Source organism: Oceanicola sp. 502str15 (assembly GCF_024105635.1).
Lineage (GTDB): Bacteria > Pseudomonadota > Alphaproteobacteria > Rhodobacterales > Rhodobacteraceae > Vannielia.
The window spans coordinates 3,478,949-3,504,918 of the sequence record NZ_WYDQ01000001.1 but is presented as its reverse complement, the minus strand read 5'-3'; the positions used below and the strand labels follow the sequence as shown (position 1 = coordinate 3,504,918).

At 66.6% G+C, this 25,970-nt stretch carries 25 protein-coding genes; 14 read left to right on the top strand and 11 right to left on the bottom strand.

What is annotated here, in order from left to right:
• Positions 1–5 precede the first annotated feature (5 nt).
• The 7 genes from GTH22_RS17245 to GTH22_RS17215 form a co-directional block, all read right to left on the bottom strand.
• Positions 6–1,322 carry an insulinase family protein gene (locus GTH22_RS17245; protein WP_252947667.1) on the bottom strand — a complete coding sequence of 439 codons (1,317 nt, stop codon included), beginning with the start codon at positions 1,320–1,322 and terminating at the stop codon, positions 6–8.
• A gap of 5 nt (positions 1,323–1,327) precedes the next feature.
• Positions 1,328–2,749: a pitrilysin family protein gene (locus GTH22_RS17240; RefSeq protein ID WP_252946813.1), complete on the bottom strand. Its 1,422-nt coding sequence runs from the start codon at positions 2,747–2,749 to the stop codon at positions 1,328–1,330.
• A gap of 123 nt (positions 2,750–2,872) precedes the next feature.
• Positions 2,873–3,406 carry a DUF3035 domain-containing protein gene (locus GTH22_RS17235; RefSeq protein WP_252946811.1) on the bottom strand — a complete coding sequence of 178 codons (534 nt, stop codon included), beginning with the start codon at positions 3,404–3,406 and terminating at the stop codon, positions 2,873–2,875.
• A gap of 50 nt (positions 3,407–3,456) precedes the next feature.
• Positions 3,457–3,948, bottom strand: a complete 492-nt coding sequence (gene lspA, locus GTH22_RS17230; RefSeq protein ID WP_252946809.1) for a signal peptidase II — start codon at positions 3,946–3,948, stop codon at positions 3,457–3,459.
• Positions 3,948–5,537, bottom strand: coding sequence for a bifunctional phosphoribosylaminoimidazolecarboxamide formyltransferase/IMP cyclohydrolase (gene purH, locus GTH22_RS17225; RefSeq protein WP_252946807.1), 1,590 nt, complete (start codon positions 5,535–5,537; stop codon positions 3,948–3,950). The genes lspA and purH overlap by 1 nt, the downstream gene beginning before the upstream one ends.
• Before the next feature lie 18 nt (positions 5,538–5,555).
• The gene (locus tag GTH22_RS17220) at positions 5,556–7,274 is read right to left on the bottom strand and encodes a heparinase II/III family protein (protein WP_252946806.1); all 1,719 of its coding nucleotides are present in this window, start codon (positions 7,272–7,274) and stop codon (positions 5,556–5,558) included.
• Positions 7,275–7,451: 177 nt separating this feature from the next.
• The gene (locus GTH22_RS17215) at positions 7,452–8,675 is read right to left on the bottom strand and encodes an RsmB/NOP family class I SAM-dependent RNA methyltransferase (RefSeq protein ID WP_252946804.1); all 1,224 of its coding nucleotides are present in this window, start codon (positions 8,673–8,675) and stop codon (positions 7,452–7,454) included.
• Positions 8,676–8,746: 71 nt separating this feature from the next.
• On the opposite strand from GTH22_RS17215, the gene GTH22_RS17210 reads away from it, so the two are divergent.
• On the top strand, positions 8,747–8,920 hold the full coding sequence (locus tag GTH22_RS17210; protein ID WP_252946803.1) for a DUF1674 domain-containing protein: 174 nt from the start codon (positions 8,747–8,749) through the stop codon (positions 8,918–8,920).
• Between the two features lie 77 nt (positions 8,921–8,997).
• Here GTH22_RS17210 and dapB read toward each other — a convergent pair whose 3' ends face one another.
• Complete coding sequence (gene dapB / locus GTH22_RS17205; RefSeq protein ID WP_252946802.1) at positions 8,998–9,816, bottom strand: 4-hydroxy-tetrahydrodipicolinate reductase; 819 nt, start codon at positions 9,814–9,816, stop codon at positions 8,998–9,000.
• Between the two features lie 100 nt (positions 9,817–9,916).
• Here dapB and rbfA point away from each other — a divergent pair, with 100 nt between their 5' ends.
• The 6 genes from rbfA to GTH22_RS17175 all read left to right on the top strand — a co-directional run bounded on the left by rbfA (position 9,917) and on the right by GTH22_RS17175 (position 15,562).
• Positions 9,917–10,339 carry a 30S ribosome-binding factor RbfA gene (rbfA, locus tag GTH22_RS17200; protein ID WP_252946801.1) on the top strand — a complete coding sequence of 141 codons (423 nt, stop codon included), beginning with the start codon at positions 9,917–9,919 and terminating at the stop codon, positions 10,337–10,339.
• Positions 10,317–11,078 (top strand): phosphodiester glycosidase family protein, encoded by a 762-nt coding sequence (locus tag GTH22_RS17195; protein ID WP_252946800.1) that lies wholly within the window; start codon positions 10,317–10,319, stop codon positions 11,076–11,078. Before rbfA ends, GTH22_RS17195 begins: the two co-directional genes overlap by 23 nt.
• A gap of 92 nt (positions 11,079–11,170) precedes the next feature.
• Entirely contained in the window at positions 11,171–13,018 is a 1,848-nt protein-coding gene (gene mutL, locus GTH22_RS17190; protein ID WP_252946799.1) for a DNA mismatch repair endonuclease MutL, read from the top strand.
• Positions 13,015–14,253, top strand: a complete 1,239-nt coding sequence (locus GTH22_RS17185) for a DNA recombination protein RmuC (RefSeq protein WP_252946798.1) — start codon at positions 13,015–13,017, stop codon at positions 14,251–14,253. Before mutL ends, GTH22_RS17185 begins: the two co-directional genes overlap by 4 nt.
• A gap of 166 nt (positions 14,254–14,419) precedes the next feature.
• On the top strand, positions 14,420–15,172 hold the full coding sequence (locus GTH22_RS17180; RefSeq protein WP_252946797.1) for an SDR family oxidoreductase: 753 nt from the start codon (positions 14,420–14,422) through the stop codon (positions 15,170–15,172).
• A 63-nt stretch (positions 15,173–15,235) separates the two neighbouring features.
• Positions 15,236–15,562, top strand: a complete 327-nt coding sequence (locus GTH22_RS17175; RefSeq protein WP_252946796.1) for a DUF3775 domain-containing protein — start codon at positions 15,236–15,238, stop codon at positions 15,560–15,562.
• A gap of 6 nt (positions 15,563–15,568) precedes the next feature.
• Here the strand turns inward: GTH22_RS17175 and mnmH are convergent, their stop codons facing one another.
• Complete coding sequence (gene mnmH, locus GTH22_RS17170; RefSeq protein ID WP_252946795.1) at positions 15,569–16,606, bottom strand: tRNA 2-selenouridine(34) synthase MnmH; 1,038 nt, start codon at positions 16,604–16,606, stop codon at positions 15,569–15,571.
• A gap of 103 nt (positions 16,607–16,709) precedes the next feature.
• On the opposite strand from mnmH, the gene GTH22_RS17165 reads away from it, so the two are divergent.
• The 3 genes from GTH22_RS17165 (at position 16,710) to GTH22_RS17155 (ending at position 20,380) form a co-directional block, all read left to right on the top strand.
• Positions 16,710–18,686: a caspase family protein gene (locus GTH22_RS17165; RefSeq protein ID WP_252946794.1), complete on the top strand. Its 1,977-nt coding sequence runs from the start codon at positions 16,710–16,712 to the stop codon at positions 18,684–18,686.
• Positions 18,687–18,702: 16 nt separating this feature from the next.
• Complete coding sequence (locus GTH22_RS17160) at positions 18,703–19,746, top strand: serine protease (RefSeq protein WP_252946793.1); 1,044 nt, start codon at positions 18,703–18,705, stop codon at positions 19,744–19,746.
• A gap of 145 nt (positions 19,747–19,891) precedes the next feature.
• Complete coding sequence (locus GTH22_RS17155) at positions 19,892–20,380, top strand: LysM peptidoglycan-binding domain-containing protein (protein WP_252946792.1); 489 nt, start codon at positions 19,892–19,894, stop codon at positions 20,378–20,380.
• Between the two features lie 6 nt (positions 20,381–20,386).
• Here GTH22_RS17155 and GTH22_RS17150 read toward each other — a convergent pair whose 3' ends face one another.
• A complete protein-coding gene (locus GTH22_RS17150; RefSeq protein WP_252946791.1) occupies positions 20,387–20,773 on the bottom strand; it encodes a hypothetical protein in 387 nt (128 codons plus the stop codon).
• A gap of 84 nt (positions 20,774–20,857) precedes the next feature.
• Between GTH22_RS17150 and hemF the strand changes: the two genes are divergently transcribed.
• Positions 20,858–21,736, top strand: a complete 879-nt coding sequence (hemF, locus tag GTH22_RS17145) for an oxygen-dependent coproporphyrinogen oxidase (protein WP_252946790.1) — start codon at positions 20,858–20,860, stop codon at positions 21,734–21,736.
• 108 nt (positions 21,737–21,844) lie between these two features.
• Positions 21,845–22,720: a DMT family transporter gene (locus GTH22_RS17140; protein WP_252946789.1), complete on the top strand. Its 876-nt coding sequence runs from the start codon at positions 21,845–21,847 to the stop codon at positions 22,718–22,720.
• Between the two features lie 35 nt (positions 22,721–22,755).
• Here the strand turns inward: GTH22_RS17140 and GTH22_RS17135 are convergent, their stop codons facing one another.
• Entirely contained in the window at positions 22,756–23,139 is a 384-nt protein-coding gene (locus GTH22_RS17135) for a hypothetical protein (RefSeq protein ID WP_252946788.1), read from the bottom strand.
• A 134-nt stretch (positions 23,140–23,273) separates the two neighbouring features.
• On the opposite strand from GTH22_RS17135, the gene GTH22_RS17130 reads away from it, so the two are divergent.
• Both GTH22_RS17130 and GTH22_RS17125 read left to right on the top strand, forming a co-directional pair.
• Positions 23,274–23,813: an RNA polymerase sigma factor gene (locus GTH22_RS17130; protein WP_252946786.1), complete on the top strand. Its 540-nt coding sequence runs from the start codon at positions 23,274–23,276 to the stop codon at positions 23,811–23,813.
• On the top strand, positions 23,810–25,912 hold the full coding sequence (locus tag GTH22_RS17125; RefSeq protein ID WP_252946785.1) for a VWA domain-containing protein: 2,103 nt from the start codon (positions 23,810–23,812) through the stop codon (positions 25,910–25,912). Before GTH22_RS17130 ends, GTH22_RS17125 begins: the two co-directional genes overlap by 4 nt.
• Positions 25,913–25,970 lie beyond the last annotated feature (58 nt).

Here is a 25,970-nt window from a genome sequence, read left to right as displayed (position 1 = left end):
CAATGTCAGTTGCCTGCGCTCTCTTCCAGCCCTTCCGGCGCGCCGACAACGACGAAGTGCAGGCCCTCGGGGTCGATCAGCCGCTTGGCGACGCGCTGCACATCCTCGACCGTCACGGCTTCGACGAAGCCGTTGCGGTTGGTGATGTAATCCACGCCCAGCCCCTCGATCTGAAGGCCGACGAGGATGTTGGCAATCCGCCCGTTGCCGTCAAACCGCAGCGGGTAGGCCCCGGTGAGATATTTCTTGGCCCGTTCCAGCTCTTCGGCGCTCACGCCTTCGGCAGCGAGCTTTGCCCATTCATCGCGAACCACCTCAATCACCTGCGCCACCCGGCCATTGGCCGAAGCCACGCCGCCGCCGATGATCTCGCCGTAATCCATCGGCGCGAGGTAAGAGTAGATGCCATAGGTCAGCCCGCGCTTTTCGCGGACCTCTTCCATCAGGCGAGAATTGAAGCCGCTGCCACCGAGGATTTCCATCATCACGAAGGCCGGGAAGAAATCGGGGTCGTCGCGGGTGATCCCGGCCTGGCCGAAGGACACCACCGACTGCGGGGTGTCGAAGGGCACCACGGTGAGCCCGCCCTGCAGGGTGTAGTCGACATGGGGCGGCAGCTTGGCGCCGCTCTCGGGCAACCCGGAGAACAGGTTGTCGAGCAGGGACGACAGGCGCTCTGCGTCTATGTCGCCCACCGCCGATACGTAGAGCCGGTCGCGCACCATGACCCGCGCCTTGGCGTCGAACATGTCTTCGCGGGTCAGGGCGGCCACGCTGTCTTCGGTGCCGTTCAGATCGGTGCCGTAGGGGTGGTTGCCCCATGCGAGGCGGTCGAAGGTGTTGCCGGCGATCTTGTCGGGGTCGTTGTCGTTGGAGCGGATGATCGACTGCACCTGAGCGCGCACCCGGTCGAGCGCATCCTGGTCGAACCGGGGCTCTTCCATCGCCATGCGCAGCAGCTCTGCGGCGTCATCCATGTTTTCGCTGAGGAACTTGGCCGAGATCGAAAGCGCGTCGTTGTGGACATCGAAGTCGATCGAGGCGGCGAGGCTGTCGCGCGCGGCGGCCCAGGCGCGGGAATCCAGATCGCCGGCGCCTTCTTCGAGGATGGCGGTCATCAGGTTGATCGCACCGCGCTTGCCGGGCGCATCCAGCGAGGCGCCGCCCTTGAAGCGGATTTCGAGCGCCACGAAGGGGATGGAGGGCTCGTTGACCAGCCAGGCCTTCACCCCGCCGGGCGATGTGACCTTTTCGATATCGACCTCGGCAGAGGCGACGAGGGGGAGAACCGTGAGCAGGAGGCCACAGGCGATGCGCTTGATAAAGGTCACTGAGAGATCTCCTCGGTCACGGGCAGGTCGTCAGGAACCGTCTCGGCCACGGGGGCGCTGGCGGGTTCCGGCGCGGGGGCGGCCTCGGGGGGGCGCGTGGCGTAGCCCGTCACCGAGTTGAGCGGGTTCAGCACCTCGCGGGCGGCGGCCATCACATCCTCGGGCGTGACCGCCTGAAGCACCTGCGGCCAGGCCTGAATATCCTCGACCGTCAGCCCCGAGGTCAGCCCCTCGCCGTAGCGGCGGGCCAGCCGCTGGAGGCTGTCCTTGGCGTAGATTTCGGAGGCGCGCAGCTGCATCTTGATGCGCTCGAAGGCCTCCATGTCGACGCCCTCTTCCATGAAGGTCTCGATCACCCGGTCGATATCGGCCTCGGCCTCTTCCAGCGAGCGGCCCGGCACCGGCACGGCGTAGAAGCCGAACTGCCCGTCATCGAGGCTTTCGCCGGAGTAGAACGCGGCGGAATAGACCGCGAGGCTTTCGTCGAATTGCAGCATCCGGCCCATCAGCGACGAGGTCGGGGAGCCGCCCAGGAGCTCGGCCAGAAAGGTCAGCGCGGCGGCCTTTTCCTGCGCCCCGGCATCGCGCTCGGGGGCGAGGTAGGTGCGCACCACGTAGGGCTGCGAAATGCGCGGATCTTCGAAGTCGAGGTGAACGGCGGCGCGGTGCGGCGGCTCCTGCGGGCGGGCGCGCGGCTTGATCTCGGGGTTGGCGGGCAGCGGCCCGAAGTAGGTTTCGGCCAGCGCCTTGACCGACTCGGGGGTCACATCGCCCGCCACCACGAGGATGGCGTTGTTGGGCGAGTAATGCAGCTTGTAGAAATCGTAGGCATCCTGTCGGGTCAGCCCCTCCATCTCGTGCTTCCAGCCGATGATCGGGATTCCGTAAGGGTGGTTCATCCATTGGGCGGCGCGCCGGTCTTCTCCGAACAGCGCCGAGGGGTCGTTTTCGATCCGCTGGTTGCGCTCTTCGAGGATCACCTCGCGCTCGGTGGCGACATCTTCCTCAGTGATCTTGAGGTCGACCATCCGGTCGGCCTCCATCTTCATCATCAGCTCCAGACGGTCGGCGGCGACGCGCTGGAAGTAGCCTGTGTAATCCCAGGAGGTGAAGGCGTTGTCGGTGCCGCCATTGTCTTCGACCACCTTGGAAAACTCGCCGGGTGCGAGGTCGTCGGTGCCCTGAAACAGCAGATGTTCGAGAAAATGGGCGATCCCGCTCTTGCCGGGGGCTTCATCGGCGGCGCCGGTGCGATACCAGACCATGTTGACGACGACGGGCGCGCGGTGATCCTCGATCACCACCACGTCCATCCCGTTCTCCAGTGAAAAGGTTGTTACCTCTTCGGCCGCGGCTGGGAGTGCGAATAGGGCCAGAGCGGCAGCAAGCGCGGTGGCGGCGCGGCGGATCGGGGGCATCGGCACTCCTCTCGAATTATGCGAGGGCTACCCTATGCACGGTGCGGATATGCGCAAGTGGGGCAACGGGCTTGTGAAGCCCCGTGCGACAGTTTGCGACGGCGCGCGGCAAGTTTTGCGAGGTCAGTCCTGATACTCGCCGCTGGGCGGTGCCGAAGGCGTAGCTACGCCGGCGCGGCGGAACCGGGCCAGCTCGGCATCCTGATCGAGCGACTGGCGGCGGTAGGCCTTGTAGTAGACGTTCACGTTGGCCAGCCGTTCAAGCAGGCGACCATTGTTCTTTTTGCGGAAGGCATAGTCTTCTGCGGCAAGCTGCTGGCGGATGTTGCGGGTCAGCCCGAAGCGGGTGACGTGCGTGATCAGGCCCGGCGGGCCGCTGTAGGCACCGCTGGTGTTGAGCCGCTCGGGATCGCCGCCCAGTGCCGCCACCGCATCCTTGAACGGCGAGGCATCGGCCCGATTGCTGCCACCGAGGGTGGGTGCGGGCAGGTTGCTGTAGCTCTCGGGCTGCTGGATCGGCTTGTTGGGAAGGATCGAAAATTCATCCGGCGTGTCTTGCCCGCGCTGGATGTTCATCAGCTCCGGCTCGCGCGAACACGCCGTGACTGCGGCACACAATGCCAGACCCAGCGCAATGCGCCCGGCGGTCCTTGCCATTTTCTGAGCCCCTGAAACCACTCGCCCGTCCTCTTGGTCTTTTGCCCGTTCTAACGCGTTTCGCGGCCCTCGTCAGCCGCCTTTTTCTCACCCGTCCAGAGGATCAACCCGAAGGCCCCGGCAAAGATGAACACATCCGCGAGGTTGAACAGGAAAGGGTTGGTGAAGCCGCAGCACGACATGTTGAGAAAGTCGAGCACGCCGGGGTAGATCACTCGGTCGAGCGCATTGGCCAGAGCGCCGCCGATCACCAGCCCGGCGGAGGCGAAGGCGCGGGCGGTGTTAAAGCTGCGCCAGGCCCAGACGAGCAGGGCCGTGCAGAGCACCAGAGAGATGGCGATCAGGATGATCCGCTGCGCGCCCGATCCGCCACCGAAGAGGCCAAAGTTGATGCCCTCGTTGATACCGGGACGAAACACCAGCAGCGGGTCCATCACGTCGATCCGCCCGCGCTCCCAGAGGCCGAGCCAGTGGAACACGAACCACTTGCTGGCCTGATCGATGGCGAAGGCCACCAGCGCGGAGAGCCCGAGCCAACGCATCAGTGACGAAAGTGCCGCATGCCGGTGAAGACCATGGCGATCCCGGCCTCGTCGGCCGCGGCGATCACCTCGTCGTCACGCATGGAGCCGCCCGGCTGGATCACTGCCGTTGCGCCCGCTTCAACCGCGGCCATCAGCCCGTCGGCAAAGGGAAAGAAGGCATCGGAGGCCACGACGGAGCCCTTGGCCAGCGGCTCGGAGAGGCCCAGCGCCTCGGCCATGTCGAGGCTCTTGCGGGCAGCGATGCGCGAGCTGTCCACCCGGCTCATCTGCCCGGCGCCAACGCCCACGGTGGCGCCATCCTTGACGTAGATGATCGCGTTGGACTTCACGTGTTTGGCCACGGTCCATGCAAAGAGCAGGTCGTTGAGCTGGGCGTCGGTCGGCTGCACCTTGGTGACAACCTTCAGCTCGTCCTTGGCGATGTGACCCACGTCCTTGTCCTGCACCAGCATCCCGCCACTCACCTGCCGATAGGTCAGCATCGCCGCGCGTGGGTCGGCCAGTGCGCCGGTGGTCAGCAGGCGCAGGTTCTTCTTGGCCGCAAAGACCTCCTTGGCCTCGTCATCGGCCTCGGGGGCAATGACGACCTCGGTGAAGATCTCGCTGATTGCCCGCGCGGTTGCGCCGTCGAGCTTGCCGTTCAGCGCGATGATCCCGCCGAAGGCGGAGGTGCGGTCGCAATCGAAGGCGCGCCGGTAGGCCTCTTCCAGCGTTGCGCCCGTCGCCACGCCGCAGGGGTTGGCGTGCTTGATGATCGCGCAGGCCGGGCCGCCCTCGGGGGCGAACTCGCTGACCAGCTCGAAGGCCGCATCGGTGTCGTTGATGTTGTTGTAGCTCAGCGCCTTGCCCTGATGCTGCGCGGCGGTGGCCACGCCGGGGCGGTTCGTGCCGTCGGTATAGAAGGCAGCCGCCTGATGCGGGTTTTCGCCGTAGCGCATGGTGGAGGCCAGCGTTCCGGCAAAGGCGCGGCGGCGCGGGGTCTCTTCGCCGATGGCGCCCGCCATCCAGGTGCTGACGGCCGCGTCATAGGCCGCCGTGCGGGCGTAGGCGGTTTGCGCAAGGCGCTGGCGGAAGGCGAGGGTGGTCTGGCCATCATTGGCCTCCAGCTCGTCTACCAGCGCGGCGTAGTCCTCCACATCCGTCACCACGTTCACGAAGGCATGGTTCTTCGCTGCGGCGCGGATCATCGCCGGGCCGCCGATGTCGATATTCTCGATGCAGGTGTCATAATCGGCGCCCCGGGCCACGGTGGCCTCGAAGGGGTAGAGGTTGACCACAAGCAGGTCGATCGGCTCGATTCCGTGCTCTCCCATCGCAGCCACATGCTCGTCGTTGTCGCGCAGCGCCAGCAAGCCGCCATGCACGCGGGGATGCAGGGTTTTCACCCGGCCATCCATCATCTCGGGAAAGCCGGTAAGATCGGCCACGTCCTTCACCGCGATACCGGCTTCACGCAGCATTCCGGCGCTGCCGCCGGTCGAGAGAATTTCGATCCCGCGCTGCGACAGCAGCTCGGCCAGCTCCACCAGCCCCGCCTTGTCGGAAACGGAAAACAGCGCGCGGCGGATTGGTTGCAGGTCACTCATCGGCATCGGTCCCCTCGGTCAGCCCTGCTCCGCGGTCTCTTCGTCTTCGTCATCGCGGAGCGTGTCACGAATGGCCAGCGGGGTATCCTGTGCTTTCGCCAAGGTCCAGCCGATCTCGTGCCCGTAGTCCATGACATTGGCAGAAAGGACGATCTGCCGCGCCGCACGCGGCTTGATCCGGCCCTGCTCGAGGTACACCGAGGGCTCCAGCGTCAGCTCGGCGCGACCCGAGGGGCGAAAGACCCAGATTTCACCGGACTTCAGCGCGAGCGACACGGCAAGTCCGCCCATGTCGATGGTGGCATCGACATCTGGGTGCAGGTGGAAATGCGCGGTGAAGGCAACGCCTTGCAACTGCATCCGGGTCATTGCTGCATCGAAGGCGCGGCGCGCGGTATCGGTGAAGGCGCGCAGCGTGTCGGTTCCGGCCAGCAGGCGGCCGGCCGGGTCGAGATCGAGCCGGCGCATGTGGGTGAGGCCATGGGTGGTGCCGTAGCCATCATGTCCGGCAAGGAGATGGGTGCCGGCGGAATCGGCGGTGCGCTCGACCTTGACCTGCTGCGGCCGGTCTTCGAGAAACTCCGCCCGCTGCCCTGCGGCCTTGGCTAGCCGGGATGACGAGTAGCGCTCGACGGCGAGCGTGGAATGGGAGGCGGTGGCGCGACCGGCACGGCGCCAGCCCTCGCCAAAGCTCGCCCCCGAGCCGCAGGACACGATCAGCGGGCGGCGGCCCGATGTCAGCTCGAAGGCAAGGGTCGAGGCGTGGGCGCGGGCCGAGGCGGGGCCGGAAGGCGGGCGGGCGGCATCGACGATGACGGTGGTGCGCCCGGCGGCGAGGCGGGCGTATCCCATCGACAGGCCGTCCCCCGGCCCCTCGCGCACACCCGAGGCCACCAGGGCCGCGTCAAGCCGCCCCTCGAGCCCGCGCCCACCGCCATGAAACCGCGCCAGGCCGCCATCGGCATGTCGCAGGGCACGCAGCGTCGGTGTGATCCGGGCAATCGCGGCGGTGAGCGCACGTGGCACCGGCTGGGCGGCATCCACGAGCGCATGGGCGGCCCATGTGAGGAGGGTCAGAACCTCCATCAGCTCTTCGGGGTTGCGGGTGGGTATTCCGCCCTCGGCATCGACCTGACGGTCGCATTCGCGGGTCAGCGCCTTCAGGGCGGGGGCCACATGTGCCTCCATGCCCTTGAGCGCCAGCCCGGCATAGATCAGCCCGGTCAGCGCCTCGAACCTCGGCAGGCCGGGCGCGGCGGAGCGCCAGCGACGGGCCAGAAAGCGGGTCTGCCCGGCCAACGCCTTGAAATAGGCCTGGCTCTGTTCGGAGGTGCGCCCGTTCAGCAGAAAGATCGCATGGTTGATCCAGCGGATCAGGCGGCGGCCGGTCAGATCGGGCGTCCAGCCCGATCCACGTCCCTTGCCGAAGCGCTCGATCCAGACCCATGTCCAGTTCTGCGCCTTCCTCCGGGCCCGCAGGTCGCCGACGGCAGCGAGGTCGTCGAGCCAGGAAAAGCCCATGAGGGCCTCGGTGAACTCGGGGGCCGGCGCGGGCAGATCCCATACCGGCCGATCATCGCCCCGGGCTTCCACAAGATATCCGGCAAAGAGATAGGTGCTGGCCACCAGTTGCCGCCCCCGGGCGAAGCTGCCGATGGTCCGGGGCTCGGGCTGGCTGGTGAAGGCCGTGGCCGGGCGAGACAACGTGGCCAGCCGGGCCTGAAGCCGGTTGGCCATGCGCGTCCAGCTCGCAGATGGGTGCTTTGCCAAGGTGCCTGCCATGGTGCTTTCGGGGTGCCCTTTGGGCGTGTTGTTGGTTGCGGCGCAGGATAGGGTGCCGGGCCGCAGGTGTCACCGGGGAATTGGTCGGAACGCGGGTTTGGGCGGGATTGGGTGCGCCAAGGCCCGGCCCGGCTAGGCTTTTCGCAGAACCGCCATGTAGAAGCCGTCCATCCCGCCGTGCTCAGCCCAGAAGTCCGGCCGCAGGCGCAAACCGTTCTCGCTGCGCCATGCCTCTTCGATCCAGGGCGCTTCCGGTCGCTCCACCGAGAAACCCTCAACCTGGGCCTCGCCTTCCTCGGGAAGAAGGCTGCAGGTGCAATACACCAGCCGTCCGCCCGGCTTGAGCCAGCCCATCGCCCGCTCGAGCATGGTGGCCTGAAGCGCGAACAGCTCCTTGAGGCCCTTGCCGTCCTTCACATGTGGAAGGTCCGGGTGGCGGCGGATGGTGCCGGTGGCCGAGCAGGGTGCATCGAGCAGGATGGCGTCAAACGGGGCGTCGGGCTCCCAGGTCAGGGCATCCCCGGCAACGAGCTGCGCCGTGAGGCCGGTGCGGGACAGGTTCTCTTCGACCCGCTTCAGCCGCCTCTCCGACACGTCCAGCGCAACCACCTCTGCTCCCGCAGCGGCAAGCTGCATGGTTTTGCCACCCGGCGCGGCGCAGAGGTCCAGCACCCGCTCGCCGGGCTGTGCATTCAACAGCTTGGCCGGCAGGGCGGCGGCGGCATCCTGAACCCAGAACGCCCCGTCTTCGAACCCCGGCAGCGCCGTGACTTGCGCAGGGCCGGTGATCCGCACTGAACCGGTGGGAAGCAGCGTGCCGCCTGTCGCCTCGGCCAGAGCCGCCGCTTCGCCCTTGGCCGTCAGGTCCAGCGGTGCGCCCGCGCCATGGGCGGCCTCGATCTGGGCAACCACGGCATTGCCGTAGGTGGCCCCCAGACGTCCACGCAGCCAGTTGAGCATGCGCGTGGGCGGAGCGGCATCGAAGGCTGCCTGCCCCTCTTCCGCCACGCGCCGGAGCACAGCATTGGTCATTCCCGAGGCCCGAGGACTGGCCTGCTTGGTCAGGCTGACGGCTTCGCTAACCACCCCGTGCGCCGCCTCCCCCAGCGCCAGAAGCTCAACCGTGGCCAGCCGCAACACATCGCGGACCGGCGCGGGGGGCGCCTTCTTCAGGTATGGTTTCAAGGCGGCATCGGCGGGGCCGATCTTGCGCAGGGTGGCGTTGGCCAGACGCTGAGCGCGGGCGATCACCTCGGGCGGGGCCTGCGTGGCCGCGACGAGGTCCTGCATCATGATCCGCTGCGCCAACACACCCTTGATGAATGAAAGCGCCAGCTCGCGTGCCGCATCGGCCATGGGTCTTCCCCTTTTCCGTTCAGGCCTCGCGGGCTATATCACGCCGCAAGCCCTGACAAGGAGCCAGACGCATGACCGACCCCAAAGACCTGCCCCCCGAAGCCCAACGCGCGCTTGCCGAGGCCGAGGAGCGCCGCGCAAAGGCCAAGGCACTGGAGCTGCCCACCGAGCTCGGAGGCCGCGAGGGCCCCGAGCCCGTTCGCTACGGCGATTACGAGAAAAAGGGCATCGCGGTCGATTTCTGAGCGGTGGGCTGGACCGCAGGCGACAGGGTCGCACCATGGGTGGGGCAGGCTGTAGGGTGGGTGACACTCACCTGCCGTCACTCCTCCGAAAGGCCCAATACGTCCAGCATCGAGTAATGCCCCGGCTTGCGCCCCTGCCCCCAGAGCGCGGCCTTCAGCGCACCCTTGGCAAACAGGCTCCGGTCGGTGGCGCTGTGCGAAATCGTCAGGCGCTCGCCCGGGCCGGCAAAGATCACGTCATGCTCGCCGATGATGTCGCCGCCGCGAATGGCCGAAAACCCGATCTGGCCGCGCTTGCGGGCACCGGTGATGCCATCGCGTGCCGCCTCGTAGACCTCTTTCAGCCCATGGCCCCGGCCCTCTGCGGCGGCCTCGCCCAGCATCAGCGCGGTGCCCGAGGGCGCATCGACCTTGTGCCGGTGATGGGCCTCGACCACTTCGATATCGAAATCCTCGTCCAACGCGGCAGCCATCTTTTTCACCAGCACCGTCAGCAGGTTGACTCCGAGCGACATGTTGCCCGCCCGCACGATCACCGCGTGCCGTGCGGCGAGGTCGAGCTTGGCGATGTCATCCTCGGTCAGACCGGTTGTCCCAATCACATGCACCGCCCGCGCCTGCGCCGCCAGGGTCGCCATTTCGACTGTGGCCGCCGGTGCCGTGAAGTCGATGACCGCCTGCGCCCCTGCCATCGCTTCCAGCGCGTCTGCCGTCACCGTCACGCCGAGCGCCGCGCCGCCCATGGCCTCGCCCACATCGCGGCCGATCCACTCGTGGCCCTCTCGCTCAAGCGCCCCGACGAGCCGCATAACCGGGCTCTCCTGCACGCTCTGCACCAGCATCCGCCCCATCCGGCCGGAAGCTCCCATCACCACGATCCCGGGCACATCCATCATCTCGCACAGTCCTCTCAAGCTTCGGCCCCCTTTAGCTGAGACGGGCCTGCGGCGCAAAGCCCCGCTTGCGTGGCCGCCGCACGCGGCCTATGTCCGGCTCATGGCGAAGAACAAGTTTCATGATGGTAACGGCCCCTCGCAGCGTCAGCTCCGCGTGGGCGAAACGATACGGCGGGCGTTGGCGCAGGTGCTCCAGCGCGGCGATGTGCACGACGATGCGCTGGGACGCATGTCGATCACCGTCAGCGAGGTGCGCTGCTCACCCGATCTGAAAGTGGCAACCGCCTTCGTGATGCCGCTCGGCGGGCAAGGCGAAGAGGAAGCCCTCGAGGCGCTGCGCCGCAACCGGTCCGAGATCCGCCGCGCCGTCAACAAATCGCTGGCGCTCAAGTTCTCGCCGGAGCTGCGCTTTCGCCTCGATGAGACCTTCGACCAGATGGACGACACCCGGCGGATGTTTTCCGAAGAGCGGGTGCGCCGTGACCTTGAGGGAGGAGACGATGGGGAAGATACCGAGACATAGGCGGCTCGCGCCCCTGTTGGCGCCTCTCCTCGCCCTCTTCGCCGCGCCCGCGCTGGCCGCGCCGGAGTGCCGCGATATCGCCCATGAAGGCCGGGCCTATACCCTCTGCACCCTCGACGCCGCCGATGATGACATTCGTCTGTTTCACAAGACCGACGGCAAGGTGATCGGCAGCTTCAACCGGCTGGAGACCATGCTTGAAGCCGAGGGTCTGTCGCTGACCTTTGCCATGAACGCCGGAATGTATCACGAAGACCGCAGCCCCGTTGGCCTCTACGTCGAGCAGGGCCGCGAGACGGCGCCGCTGGTGGCCAACCCGGGGCCGGGCAATTTTGGCCTCGTGCCCAACGGGGTGTTCTGCCTGATGGAGGGCCGGGCGGCCGTTGTCGAAACCCTTGCTTACCGCGCCAATCCGCCCGCCTGCCGCTATGCCTCGCAATCCGGGCCGATGCTGGTGTTGAATGGCAAGCTGCACCCGCGCTTCCTGAAGAACAGCACGTCGCGCCATTTTCGAAATGGTGTTGGCGTGGGAGCGGACGGGCGCACCGTGCATTTCGTGATTTCCGACGAGCCTGTGACCTTCTGGGAGTTCGGCAGCCTGTTCCGCGACCAACTCGGCACGCCGAATGCGCTCTACTTCGATGGCTCGGTCTCCCGCCTCTTCGCTCCGGCAATCGGGCGGAACGATACCGGCTTTCCGCTTGGCCCGCTGGTCGGCGCGGTGGTGCGCAAACCATAGGGGCTGAACGGGCCCGCACGATCGCCATGCCCTGTTAAACAACGATAAAACCCCCTCGCAGAATCGCCCGGCCCCATGCTACCCCTTGTAGGATGAACGCCCCGCACCCCAAGATAAGCCTCGATCCGCCGCAAATCCGGCAACTCGACGAAACGGTCATCAACCGCATCGCCGCTGGCGAGGTGGTCGAGCGGCCGGCGTCTGCGGTCAAGGAACTGATCGAGAATGCCATCGACGCGGGCGCCACCCGTATCGACGTGGCCATCTCTCACGGGGGCAAGACCCTTATCCGTGTGACCGATGACGGATGCGGCATCCCGGCTGCCGACCTGCCGCTGGCGCTTTCGCGCCATGCCACATCCAAGATCGACGGCTCCGACCTTCTCGATATCCGCTCCTTCGGCTTTCGTGGCGAGGCGCTGCCCTCGCTCGGCGCGGTCGGGCGGCTCACCATCACCTCGCGTCCCGCCGGGGCTGAGGCGCATTCCATCGCATGCACCGGTGGTAGCCTGGGCGCTGTGAAACCCGCTGCGCTCACCTCGGGCACCGTGGTCGAGCTGCGCGACCTGTTTTACGCCACACCCGCCCGGCTCAAGTTTCTGCGCTCGGACCGGGCGGAGACACAGGCGATATCCGAAGTCGTCAAACGGCTGGCCATGGCCGAGCCCTTCACCGCCTTCACCCTGCGCGACGAAACCTCGGGCGAGCCGCGCGTGACCTTCCGGGCCGATGCCCAGTCTGGTGACCTGTTCGATGCTCTCGCTGGCCGTCTCGCCACCGTTCTGGGCCGTGACTTTGCCGAGAATGCCATTCGCCTCGATGCCGAGCGTGAGGGGCTTCACCTTACCGGATACGCCGCCCTGCCGACCTACTCGCGCGGCTCCTCGGTGGCACAGTTCCTTTTCGTCAACGGACGACCGGTGAAGGACAAGCTGCTGATCGGTGCGCTGCGCGGCGCCTATGCCGATTATCTCAGCCGCGAGCGTCACCCTGCTGCCGTGCTCTTTCTGGACGTTGACCCGCAGCGGGTTGATGTGAATGTGCATCCCGCCAAGTCCGAGGTCCGTTTTCGCGAGCCCGGCACCGCTCGGGGGCTCATCGTCTCGGGTATTCGCCACGCGCTGGCGGAAGCCGGGCATCGTGCATCGACCACCGTGGCCGGCGAGGTGTTGGGGGCACTCAGGCCCGAACCGGTGCAGCCGCCGCTCACCCCCCGGATCTACCAGATGGACCGGCCCGCTCAGGAGCGTGCCCAACCTTACCGCTTCCCCACGCAAGTCGTGGAGCCGATGGGCTTTGCCGAAGCGCCGACGGGCCGGGTCGACCACACGCCGCAGGGTGCGGACGAGCCCCTCACCCACCACCCGCTCGGCGCGGCCCGGGGGCAGGTGCACGAGAACTACATCATCGCCCAGACAGACACCGGCATGGTCATCGTCGACCAGCACGCCGCGCATGAGCGTCTCGTCTACGAAAAGCTCAAACGGCAGATGGCCGAGAACGGCGTGGCCGCGCAGGCGCTGCTGATTCCCGAGATCGTCGAACTCTCGGAGCAGGACGCCGCCACCCTGCTGGCGCATGCCGAAACCTTCACCCGAATGGGCCTCACGCTGGAGCCCTTCGGCCCCGGCACGCTCGCCGTGCGCGAAACCCCGGCGATCCTTGGCGAAATCAACGCCGAGGCCATGCTGCGCGATGTGCTCGACGAGTTGGATGACATCGGCGAGAGCCAGTTGGTGCAGGAACGGATCGAAGCCATCCTGAGCCGCGTCGCCTGCCACGGCTCCATCCGCTCGGGGCGCCGGATGCGCGCCGAAGAGATGAATGCGCTGCTGCGCGAAATGGAAGCCACCCCGCACTCCGGCCAGTGCAACCACGGGCGCCCGACATATGTGGAGTTGAAGCTGCACGACATCGAGCGGCTTTTCGGACGGCGATGAACGAAACCGCTGCAATGACCCTCCGTCTGGACGACCCGGCGACTCTTGCCCTGCTGGCCGGTGCGGTGCTTGCCCTTGTCTTGCTGGCACTGCTCATCACCATCGTCCGCCGCGCCGGACGTGCCGCCGACGCCGCGGGCCAGATCGGCACCGTTTCGCGCGCTGTCGAGGCGCTTGCCCAGGGGCAGCACGAACTTGGAGGCCGGCTCGCCTCGGTGTCCGAAAGCCAGCAGTCCGGCCAGGCCCATATCGTCGCGGCAATGGAGGCGCGGCTGGCCGAGGTCCAGGCGCAGGTGGCCGATCGGCTGCACCAGACCGCGCTGCACTCTGCCCGCACTCTCAATGACATGCAGGAAAAGGTGAACGAGACGCTGTCGGGAAGTTCGAAGCAGACCGCCACCTCGCTCACCCAGCTCACCGAACGGCTGGCGCAGATCGACAAGGCGCAGGCCAATATCGAAAAGCTCTCGGGCGATGTGCTGGGGCTGCAGGATATCCTGAGCAACAAGCAGACCCGTGGCGCCTTTGGCGAGATCCAGCTTAACGATATCGTCTCGAAGGCCCTTCCCCGCGACAGCTACACGCTGCAGGCCACCCTCTCCAACGGCAAGAGGGCCGACTGCCTGATTCATCTGCCAAACCCGCCCGGTCCGATCGTGATCGACGCAAAGTTTCCGCTGGAAGCTTACGAGCAGCTCCGCGCTGCCAACACCGATGGCGAAAAGACCGCCGCCGCACGCGCCATGCGCACCGCGGTAAAGGCCCACATCTCAGCGATCTCTCAAAAGTACATCGTCGAGGGTGAAACGGCGGATGGAGCGCTGATGTTCCTGCCCTCCGAAGCCGTCTATGCCGAACTTCACGCCAACTTCGCCGAAGTCGTGCGCGAAGGCTTTGCCGCCCGTGTCTGGATCGTGTCACCCACCACCTGCATGGCCACGCTCAACACCATGCGGGCCGTGCTGAAGGACGCGCGGATGCGTGAGCAGGCCGGGGTCATCCGCAAGGAGCTGGCGTTGCTGCACGGCGATGTCGAGCGGCTCGGCACCCGCGTCGGCAACCTCGACAGGCACTTCGGCCAGGCAGCCAAGGACATTGAAGAGATCAAGATATCCGCCGAAAAGGCGGGCAAGCGGGCACATCGCCTCGACAGTTTCGACTTCGAGGAACTCGCGCCAGAAGAAGAGGCTGCCGTTGTGCCCCTTGCCGGCCCTGCGACGGCCCCGACACGCTGAATCCTGCTCAAATCGCAGGCAATGGCGCGAAATTGAACGCCCGCAGCCACCCCGTTTGAACCAGCCAGTAACTGACCGCGTTATACTTCGCGTGCACCGGCGCAGAATCACTTCTGCGCGGGGCGAATGCATTTAAGACAGGGTTTTGACGCGGAGGAAGAATTTAATGATCGAATGGCAGGGTAAACGGTACTGGATCATCGGCGCAGGCTCCGCGCTCGGGCGTGCTTTGGCGGATCAGCTTTCTCGTGTGGGGGCCGAGCTGGTGCTGACCAGCGCCGAACCCGAGGCGATGACGCGTCTGGCCGAGATGCTTCCCGGAAGAGCCACGGCTCTGGAAGCCGATGTTTCGGACGCCGAGGCCATGCGGACCGCCTCGGAAACGGCTGGCGCGCTGGACGGCGTGATCTACCTGCCCGACGCCCTCGGCGGGCACGGCGCCCGCAACTGGGATACGACCGCAATCAAGAAGGTCATCGACCGCAATCTGGATGGCGCGCTCAATACCGTTGGCGCTGTGCTGCCCGGCATGGTCAGCGCCGACAAGGGCCATTTGCTGCTGGTGGCCGGCCTCTCTGCCTATCGCGGTCTCCCCGGGGAAATCGGCTATGGCACGTCGATGGCCGCCGTCATGCACCTGGCAGAGGAACTCTATGCCGAGCTCCGTAATAGCGGCGTGCAGGTGCAGTTGGCCTGCCCCGGCCATGTGATCGAGCCCGAGCCCGTGGCCGAGGGCGACACGCCCGCGGCCCTGCCCCCTTCGGTCATGACATCCGAAGCCGCCGCCCGCGAGCTGTTCGAGCACATGAACGACGACGTGTTTCAGAAGAGCTTTCCCACCATGCGCGGCTGGCTGGTGCGCGTCTCGCAGCTCATGCCCAACTGGCTTTATTATCGGCTGTTCCGCTCGCAACTGTGACGCAGTCGCGGGACTGGTAAGCAGAGGCGCAGAGTGGCACTCTGGCGCCAAGGAGGCATTGCCATGCTCGACATATCGCTCGCCAAGATCGTTCGCGTCATCGCACTGGCCCGTGAGTACGGATCAGATGGCGTTTCGACCCGTCGTTACATTTCCGAGTTGAACGAAGATGAGCAATCCAGCCTCGTGGCGCTGATGTGGGTTGGGCGCGGCAGCTATGCCCCCGACGACATCGAAGAGGCGCGCCGCCTCGCCGTTGCCGAACATACCGCCCCGACCGAAACCTACCTAGGCGGCGAGCCGCAACTGGCCGACATGCTGGAAGACGGGCTGGATGCCATGGATATCAACGTGGCCGATGCAGAGGACCACCTGCGCGAACGGCCCTGAGCCGCCTCAACCGCCAAGCTGTGCCATGATCCGGTCGGCGGCGCGGTCCAGCCCGTCGTCATCCAGTGCGATCTCGAGCGCAGTTTCGGGCGTGTCCGTGCGGCGCGACTTGGCATAGCTCGGGTCGTAGTGATGCAGGCAGAGTTCGGCGGCGAGGGTCTGCATGTCGCCGGCCTCGGCGAGGCCCTGCCAATGCCGAATGCGCTCACGACCCCGCAGGCGGACGAGCGGCTCCAGCAGAGCGTTGAGCCGGGGCACATCGGCGGCGAGATCGGCATAGCAACGGGCGAGGTAGCGGGCGCGGTCTTCCATCGTCGCAGAGAGGGTGATGCGCGGTGCTGCCAGCATGTTCTTCCACAGGGCGGGCGGCACCAGCACCTCACCAACCTTGGAGCTTTCGGCCTCGACCAGAACAGGGCGCGATGGATCCAGCCGCGACAGCGCCGAAACCAGTGCCGTTTCAAACCCCTTCTGCGACGGCTGCGGCCCGAGGTTGCCGAGCAGAGAGCCGCGATGGTTGGCCAGCCCTTCGAGGTCCAGCACCTGCCCGCCGCGCGCGGCGACCCGGTGCAGCAGGTCGGTCTTTGCGGTGCCTGTGTTGCCATCGAGCAGGATCACGCGATACGGCAGCTCGCTCTCGTAGAGCGCCCGGACCACGGCTCGGCGATAGCTCTGATAGCCGCCCTCCACCTTGTCGACCCGCCAGCCGATCTGGGCGAGGATGGTGGAGAACCCTCCAGAACGCTGCCCGCCGCGCCAGCAGTAGACGAGCGGCTTCCACCCGCCATCCTTGTCGGCCAAGGGCCCTTCAAGGTGCGTGGCCACATTGCGCGCGAGGATCGCCGCGCCCACCTTGCGGGCCAGAAACGGCGACTGCTGCACATAGATCGTGCCCACCTTGGCCCGCTCTTCGTCTGAGAAGGCCGGCAGTGAGATTGCGCCGGGCACATGGTCTTCGGCGTATTCGGCGGGCGAACGCACGTCGATCACCGTGTCGAACGGGAGCGATGCGCCGGTCAGCGGGTCAGGCAGGGTGTAGGCCATGGCGCGAATTACCGCAGGCGGGCAGCTGGGGGAAGTGTGTCAATTGCCGTCATGCAGTGCGGCAAGACTTGCGGGGCGCGATTTCACCAATAATATCCCGGCCATGACGCAGCGACACCTCCCCCTTGCCTTGCTTTCCGCGCTGGCGCTTGCTGCCCCCGTGCAGGCCGAGACCCGCGCCCTTCTGATCGGGGTGGGGGATTACGAATATCTCGACGCCGACCTGCGCGGCCCGGTCAACGATGTGGCTCTGATGGCCCGCACCCTGATGTCGCGCGGCGTGGCGCCGGGTGCGATCACCGTGCTCACCACCGCGCCCGAGCTGCTGCCCGACGGCGTGGTGGCAGGCGTGCCGCGCCGCGAGGCAATCCTCTCCGGCCTGGCCGAGGCCGCCGAAGCGACCGGCGAAGGCGACACGGTGTTTTTCTATTTCTCCGGCCACGGCTCGCAGGCCCCGGACCTCGATGGCGACGATCAGGGCGGCTACGACGAAATCCTGCTGCCTTCGGACGCGAAGAACTGGAAAGGCACCATCGGCGCGGTAGAAAACGCAATCCTCGATGACGAGCTTCGCGCAGCCGCCGAAGCGATCATGGAAGACGGCGCATCGCTGGTCGCGGTGCTCGATGCCTGCCACGCCGCCACCGGCTTTCGGGCCATGCCCGGCAAGGGCGCGGCGCGCTACGTGGAGCCGGTGCTGTTGGGCATCCCCGAGGCGATGGAAGCGGCAGAGAGCCGCCCTGCCCCGGCGCTCGAAGGCAGCTTCGCCTTTCTCTATTCCTCGCAATCCGATCAGCGCAGCTTTGAATATCCGCACGGCGACCCGGAAGATCCGGCAAGCTGGTATGGCGAGTTCACCCGGGTTCTCACCACCGTCATGGCCTCGACCCCCGATCTCACATGGGACCAGCTCCTGGCCGCCACCATGGACGGGATGCGAAAGGAAACCGCCACCGCCACCCAGACACCGGATGGCGAGGGGACGATCATGGCCGCGCCGGTTTTCGGTGGAGCCGAGGCCGGGGCGCGCCTTCGGGTTGACGGCAAGCTGAAGGCCGGGCTGCTCGCCGGACTGACCGAAGGCAGCGAAGTCACCCTTTACGCCGCAGCCGCCGGTGGCGAGCCGTTGGGCACCGCCACCCTCAGCGATCTCACCCCTTTGGAAGCCATGCTCTCCGCCCTGCCGGAAGGTGCAGGCTACGCCGAAGTCACCTCCCTGGCGCCCGCCGCGTCGACCCCGCTGAAGCTCTCCGCGCCGGTGGTGGCCGATGGCGCGGACTACATCGAAATCACCGCCGAGTTGGCCCGCATCGAAGCCGAGGGGCTGGTTGATGGGGTGGAATGGAACGCCACCGCCCCCGACCGCGCGCTCGTGCTCACCGGTGGATTGCTCGCTGTCACCGGCCCCGATGGCGTGCTCGACCCGGAAGGCCCCGGCTCTTCTCCACGCTTCGCCGCATCCGAACTTGCCGCCGCCCTTGCGCGCCTTGGGCAGGTGGTGCGGCTCGAATCCGCGCTGACCCAAGCCGAAGCGGGGGCCAAGGGCGGCTTCACCATCTCCGGTCCGCCGGTGAAGGTTGAGCTTGAAATGATCCCCGCAAATTGCGACGGCACCCCCACAGGCCCCGCCTCGCGCCCCGCGCCCCAGACCGTGCCCCATTGCAGCCAGCTCTGGCTTCACCTGCGCAACACCTCGAGCAAGGCTCAGGACGTGACCGTGCTCTACCGCGACAGGAGCTTCACCATTAGCGCCATCTTCCCCGGCTCCGGCACCTCCAACCGGCTCAACTTCAACGAAAGCGTTCCGGTCGGGATGCTGATGGTGAACGATGGTGAGGGCCCGGCGCTGGAAGAGGTGATTGTGCTCGTCACCCCCGCCGAGGACGGCGCACCGCGCACTGCGCTGACCGGCCTCGCCAATGACGGGCAGAGCCGCGGCGCTGGCTCCCCGATGGAGCAGTTCCTCACCGCCGCCGCCGCCCCACCCGGCGAAGGCAGCCGGAATTTCAGCTTTTCGACCGCACCGGCCCCCCTTACCGTGGCCCGGTTCCCGGTGCGCATCACACCCAAGGACGATTGAAGGAAGGACAACAGACATGAGATTTGCAGCGGTTTTCGTGGCGCTTGCGGGGCTTGGCCTCGGCACCGCCACGGCTCAGGACTTTTCCGGCGACGCGAGCGCCTCGCCCTTTGCATGGGCGGAGAGCGGCGAAAAGGCCGAGTATCTGGAGGAAAAGGCCAGCGAGGACTCGGGCAGCCGGGTGATCGGTGGCGAGGTGGCCGCCGATGGCGCCTGGCCCTGGCAGGTGGCGCTGATGATCAAGGGCAAGGGCGTCAGCCCCGATGCCCATTTCTGCGGTGGCTCGCTGGTGCTGGACCAGTGGGTTCTGACCGCGGCTCATTGCGTGCACATGCAGGACCCCGAGGGCCAGTATCGCGATATCAACCCGGCCGCGATCCAGGTGCTTGCCGGCACCAACCAGATCGCGGAAGGCAACGGCGACCTGATCGACGTGGCCGCGCTCTACCGCTTTCCGGGCTACGTGGGCGGGGTGTTCGACAACGACATCGCCCTGCTCAAGCTCGCCCGCGCCCCGCAGGTGCCCTATGAAACCGTCAAGATCCCCGATGCCGAGTTGGGCGACCTTCTGGAACAGCCCGGTGTGACCACAACCGTCACCGGCTGGGGCCTGATCGACGGCGGCGACCATCCGCAGGATATGCGCCAGGCCGACATTCAGATGCTGCCGCGCGACGCCTGCAACCAGGCCCTGATGGAAGCGCGTGCCGAAGTTGCCGCAAAGGGCTTTGTCTTTGCCGCCAAGACCTTTGGCCTCACCCCCGACGACGCGCAGGGCGCATGGGAAGAGCTGGTCAAGCGCGCACCCACCCCGATCTCGGAGAACATGATCTGCTCGGGCACCTACGAAGGCGGCAAGACCGCCTGCTCCGGCGACTCCGGCGGCCCGCTGGTGGTGAAGGTCAATGACGAGGGCCTCTACATTCAGGCCGGCGTGGTGAGCTGGGGCCTCTCCGGCGAGGGTGGCAAGAACTGCAACGAGCAGGCCAAATTCTCGGCCTACACGCGCACCGCCAACTACATCGACTGGCTGAACGGCATCATCACCGCCAACCCGTAAGCTCGGCGACATTCACGCCAGAAGGGCGGCCGGTTCACCCCGCGCCGCCCTTTTTCATGGGGTTTTCACGCCCGCGCCCGGCCCCGGTTGCTATCCTCTGCGCCAAGCTTGCAGAACCCGGCCCCGGCCCAAGGAGTGCACCGCCATGACGCCCACCCTCGATATCCAGCAACCCCGCCCCTTCGATCTGGTCGGCCAGACGATCTTGATCGCGGGCAATGCCACCGCCTTTGAAGGCACGCTGACGATCCATGTCAGCGAGGGGCACGACGAATACTCGGGCTTCACCTCGGTCGGCGCGCTCGGCCTGCGGCAGTTTCAGGGCGCGATCGAGATTCCGGCGAGCCACAGCTTTCAGCTCAACCGCCTTTTCCTGACCCTGGCCGACGACACCGGAAACGAAAACGGCCCCTCGGTAACAATCCCGGTGCTCTTCGGCCCGCGCCTCCTGCCGGGCTATCGCGGCTGGCAGCCCCACACGGTGCAACCCGGCGATACGCTCACCTCGATTGCCCAATCGCACTACGGCAACGGCAATTTCACACCGATATTCGAGGCCAATCAGCACGTGCTGGCAAGCCCCGACCTGATCTTTCCGGGGCAGATCCTGCGCATTCCGCGCAGCGACATCTGAGTTACCTCAGCCCTCGGGATAGGCCTGCCGGCAGGCCGACACCTTCGCACGTGCCTCGCGCTGGAGCTGGTCGCGCTTGGCAATCATGTTGCGCAGCTTGCGCTGCTCGGCGGCGGGGTCGATTGCCACCTGCTTGTCGCGGTAGCGGGTTTCGGAGCGGTTGCACCAGACCGCCTCCACCGGGCCATCGCCGGTGCGGGCGCAGATCTGGTAGCGCGTGGACACATAGGGCTCGCGCTCGATGGCGTACCCCCGGTCCACATTGGCGCGTGTTTCGGCGATGAGCGTGTTCATCACCCGCAGGTCCTTGGTTGCACGTGCTTCGCAGGCCTCGCGCGGGGTGGCGCAGGCGGCGAGGAGCGGGAGGAGAAGCAGGGGCAGAAAATGCCGCATCCGGCGTCCTTTCAATGGCTTGGCTCCATCATTAGTGTCGCGGCGCGGATTCGCCAAATCACAATGCCCGCAGGGAGGCCCGACATGAGCGCAGCGATGGAGCAGGAAAAGGCCCGCGCCGCCACCTGGTTTCGCAGCCTGCGCGACGAGATCGTGGCGGCCTTCGAAGCGCTCGAAGAGAGCCATCCCGGCGCGGAGCCTCTGGGCCGGTTCGAGCTGATACCGACCGAGCGCACCGCCGAGGATGGTAGCGATGCCGGTGGCGGGCTCATGAGCGTGATGCGCGGCGGGCGGGTCTTTGAAAAGGTGGGGGTGAACGTGTCGGAGGTCTTCGGCACACTTGGCGAGGCCGCGCAGCGATCCATGGCGGCCCGCGGCGTGCCGGGGGTGGAAGACGACCCGCGGTTCTGGGCCTCGGGGATCAGCCTGGTGGCCCATATGCAGAACCCGCATTGCCCCGCCGTTCACATGAACACCCGCATGTTCTGGACCCCGGCGGCCTGGTGGTTTGGTGGCGGGAGCGATCTGAACCCCTGTCTCGAATATGCCGAGGACACCGCGCATTTTCATGCCGTCCAGAAGGCGCATCTCGATCCGCACGGCGCGCAGCTCTATCCGGAGCTGAAGGCCTGGGCGGATGAATATTTCTATATCCCGCACCGCAAGCGGGCCCGCGGTGTGGGCGGTATCTTCATGGATGATCGCAACACCGGCGAGTGGGAGGCGGACTTTGCCCTCACTCAGGACATCGGCCGCGCCTTTCTGCCGGCCTACCTCCCGCTGGTCGAGAAGCGCCGGGTGCAAAGCTGGGGCGAGGCCGAAAAGGAGGCCCAGCTGGTGCATCGCGGGCTCTATGCCGAGTATAATCTCGTCTACGACCGGGGCACCAAATTCGGGCTGGCGACAGGTCATGATGCCAATGCGGTGCTCATGAGCCTGCCGCCAATGGCCAAGTGGGTCTGACCGGGGCGGCTCCTCCGCTTTTCGTGGTGTCTCGGCAGGGGCGTTCGGCAGCCCCTTGACCTTGCCCGTCAGCCGCGCAACTTGGCCCGGCACAACACGAGGCTTCCCATGCCCCTCTCCCCCAACGCCCAAGGCGCCCTCTGGATGACCGCCTCCATGGCCGGTTTCGCCGTCGAGGACGCCTTCATAAAATCCGCCGCCGGGGCGGTGCCGGTGGGGCAGGTGCTTGCGAGCTTCGGCCTGATCGGCACCACGATCTTTGCCTTTCTCTGTCTGCGGCGGGGCGAAAGACTGGTGCACCCCGCCCTGTTTTCACGGCCCATGGCGGTGCGCTGCGGGTTCGAGATGCTGGGGCGTGTTTTTTACACGCTCGCCATCGCGCTCACCCCGCTATCCACCGCCTCCGCCATCCTTCAGGCCGCGCCGCTCGTAGTCGCACTGGGGGCCATGCTGGTGCTGCACGAGCCGGTCAGCCCGGCGCGTTGGGTGGCGATCTTCGTGGGGTTTGCGGGCGTTCTGCTGGTACTGCGCCCCGGTCTGGAAGGCTTCGACATGCTGGCGATCCTCTCGGTGCTCGGCATGATCGGCTTTGCTGGCCGCGATCTGGCCACCCGGGCCGCGCCGCCCGTGCTCTCTCACGTTCAGCTCAGTCTTTACGGCTGCGCCATCCTGATTCCGGCCGGATTGCTGATCCTCGCCTTCCAATCCGCCCCCGTTGTCCCCTCGGGTGGCGATGCGCTGCGTATTCTCGCCGCCTCGTTGGCCGGGGCATCGGCCTATTACGCGCTGACCATCGCCATGCGCACCGGCGACGTGGGGGTTATTGCGCCCTTCCGCTATACCCGGCTGGTGGTGGCGATGGTGCTCGCCGCCATTGTTTTTGGCGAACGCCCCGACACCGCTACCCTCGCAGGCTCTGCCATCATCGTCGGCGCCGGGCTGATCGCCCTTGCCAGCGGACGGCGCAGGCGAGCCCGCGCCTGAAGGCCCGCGCCGACGCTGCTATTTGCGGAGCCGGGTTACTTGTAAAGCCCGGTGCGCACCGAAAGATCGGTCTCCGTCATCGCGTATTTCTGCACCATCCCGGCCTCGTCGAAGAGCACGGTCAGGCTCTTCTGCTTGCCCTTGCGCACCCGTCCGAAGAGCCGCACCCCGGGAATGTAGCTCACCGCATGGGGCCGTAGCCGCTCGTGGCTATAGATCCAGATCTCGGTGCCGGCAGCGGTAAAGCTCTTTTCCTGCGGCGCACCCAGCATGTTCTGCACCTGCACCTGGCTGGTCACGCCCGGATGCATCATCTGCGACACGCTGGTCTCGGTTTGATCCTTCATCACCTGATTGCCGCTGGAGCTACAGGCCGCCAGCGAAACGGAGAGAAGAAAAACAATAACAACACGGATCATGATCTGCCCTTTGGTAGCTGCCCCGGCGGCCAACCTGGGCCCGAAGCGGAAAGATTCGGTAAACCCCGTGAAAAAATCTTTGCCTCCCGGCCCAAGGATTGACGCCCCGGGTGCGTCCTACCAACGTGATGCGCATGGCAGTCTCCGATCACTCTCTGGCCCTTGCCGCCGCCGGCGGTGATCGCGAGTCCTTTGCCGCGCTGCTCGCGCGCCACTACGACAGGCTCCACGCCTTTGCGTTCCGCCTGACCGGCAGCCGTGCCGAGGCCGAGGATCTGACTCAGGATATCTGCCTCGCCCTGCCCGCCAAACTCGCCCGTTACGAGGGTCGCGCAGCCTTTGGCACATGGCTCTACCGGGTGGCGGTGAACGCGGCGCATGACCGGCGCCGCCGCGCGGCGAGCCAGGCGAAGGCGGCGGAAGGCTGGGGCGACTGGGAGGTCGCGCGGCAAGCCGAGATCAGTGAGACCACCGAGGCGGTTGACTGGCTCACCGCCACCCTGCGCACCCTGCCCGAAGAGCTGCGCGACACCTGCGCGCTGGTGCTGGGCGAAGAGATGACACAGGTCCAGGCCGGAGAGGTTCTGGGCGTGAGCGAGGGCACAATCGCCTGGCGCATGTCGGAGGTCAAAAAGCGCCTCCGCGCCGTGGCAACCGAGGAAAGAGCGTCATGACCGACGAGTTCGACAAGCTGAAAGCGGCGTTGCAATCCGCCCCGCCCGCTCCCGAAGCGCAGGCAAAGGCCCGCGCCATGGCCCTTGCCATGCAGGCTTTTGACGATGAGCGCGAAGAAAATGCGGCCATTCGCCAAGGATTGGCCAATGGCCCGCGTCTCACTCCTGAAGGCCCCCGAAAGGCGGGGCTGATGCAAGGAGTGAGAGAGATGTTTTCGAAGCTGAGCACCAAGGCCGGTCTGGCCGCCACCACCGGCATCGTTGCCGCAGGGCTGGCCGCCGTGGTCATCATCCCGCAGATGCAGAACGGTGGCGGGCCGGAGGCAATCACCGTGAGCGAAACGCCCGCGCCGAAAGAGCGCGTGCAGGCCCCGGTGCGCCAGGATGTGGCCAGCGCCGACGAGACCCGCGCCGATGATGGCGCGGCCAGCGGCGGCGCGTCCGAAGCCGTCGAGGAACTGGCCGAGAGCGAGGCGCCCATGGAAGCCGACGCCATGGCCGATGTCGCCGCCGCCGAGCCCGCCCCCGCGCCCTCCGGCACCCCGCGTCCTGCCGCCACCGTGCGCAAGCGGGCTGCCATCGGCGATCAGAATGGCGCGTTGGGCGGCATCGCTGGCGTCACCCGGCCCATGCCCGTCCCGCCGCCGCCCTCGGATGGTGGTTACGTCCAGCCCGAGCCTGACACCGAGGCCTTCCCCGAGGCCGAGCAGAACCCGGTGAAAGTGGCCTCCGAAGAGCCGGTTTCCACCTTCTCGATCGACGTGGACACGGCCAGCTACTCCGTCGTCCGCTCTTCTCTCAACGCGGGCCGGATGCCGCCGCCCGATGCGGTGCGCGTGGAGGAGATGGTCAACTACTTCCCCTATGCCTACGCCGCCCCCGAGGCGGATGACCCAGCGCCGTTCAAGCCTACGGTCGTTGTCTCCGAAACCCCGTGGAACCCGGACACCCAACTCGTCACCGTAGCGATCCAGGGCGAAATGCCCGTGGTCGAAGACCGCCCGCCGCTCAACCTCGTGTTCCTCGTCGACAGCTCCGGCTCGATGAACCAGGCCAACAAGCTGCCACTGCTCAAGCAGAGCCTGCGCCTCATGCTCCCCGAGCTACGCCCCGAGGATCAGGTGGCCATTGTCGCCTATGCCGGCAGCTCCGGCCTGGTGCTGCCGCCCACCCCTGCCGGGGAGCGGGCCAAGATTCTGAACGCGCTCGACAACATCGGTGCAGGCGGCTCTACCGCCGGGGCGGCGGGGCTGGAGCAGGCCTACGCCGTGGCCGAGGAAATGACCGAAGAGGGCGAGATTTCCCGCGTCCTTCTGGCCACCGATGGCGATTTCAACGTGGGCCTCTCCTCGCCCGAGGCGATGAAGGACTTCATCGAGAAGAAGCGCGACAGCGGCACCTTCCTGTCGGTCCTCGGCTTCGGGCGGGGCAACCTGAACGACGCGCTGATGCAGTCGCTGGCGCAAAATGGCAACGGCCAGGCCGCCTACATCGACACGCTCAACGAGGCCCGCAAGGTGCTGGTGGACCAGCTCACCGGCGCGCTCTTTCCGATCGCGTCGGACGTGAAGATCCAAGTGGAGTTCAACCCCACCGAGGTCGCCGAATACCGCCTGATCGGCTATGAAACCCGCGCCCTGAAGCGCGAGGATTTCAACAACGACAAGGTGGATGCGGGCGAGATCGGCGCGGGCCACTCGGTGACGGCGATCTACGAGGTCACGCCGGTCGGCTCCCCTGCCGTTTTGAACGACCCGCTTCGTTACGGCTCCGCCGATGTCTCGGTGGCCCCCGCACAGGCCGAGCAGGACAACCCCGAGCTGGCCTTTTTGCGGATGCGCTGGAAGGAGCCGGGGGCGAGCGAGAGCGAGCTGCTGGAATTTCCCATCACCGAAGGCATGGGCGAGGCCACGGATGAAACCCGCTTCGCCGCCGCCATCGCGGGTTTCGGGCAGCTTCTCAAGGGCTCCGATTACCTGAAGGGTTGGAGCTACGCCGATGCCATCGAAATGGCCAATGGCGCCAAGGGGACTGACGAATTCGGCTACCGCGCCGAGGCAGTGAACCTCATGCGCCTAGCACAGAGCCTCTCGCAGTAACTCCTTGAAATTCCTGCGCTGTCATCCCCAAAAGCGCAGGAAGACAGGCGGCAACCCC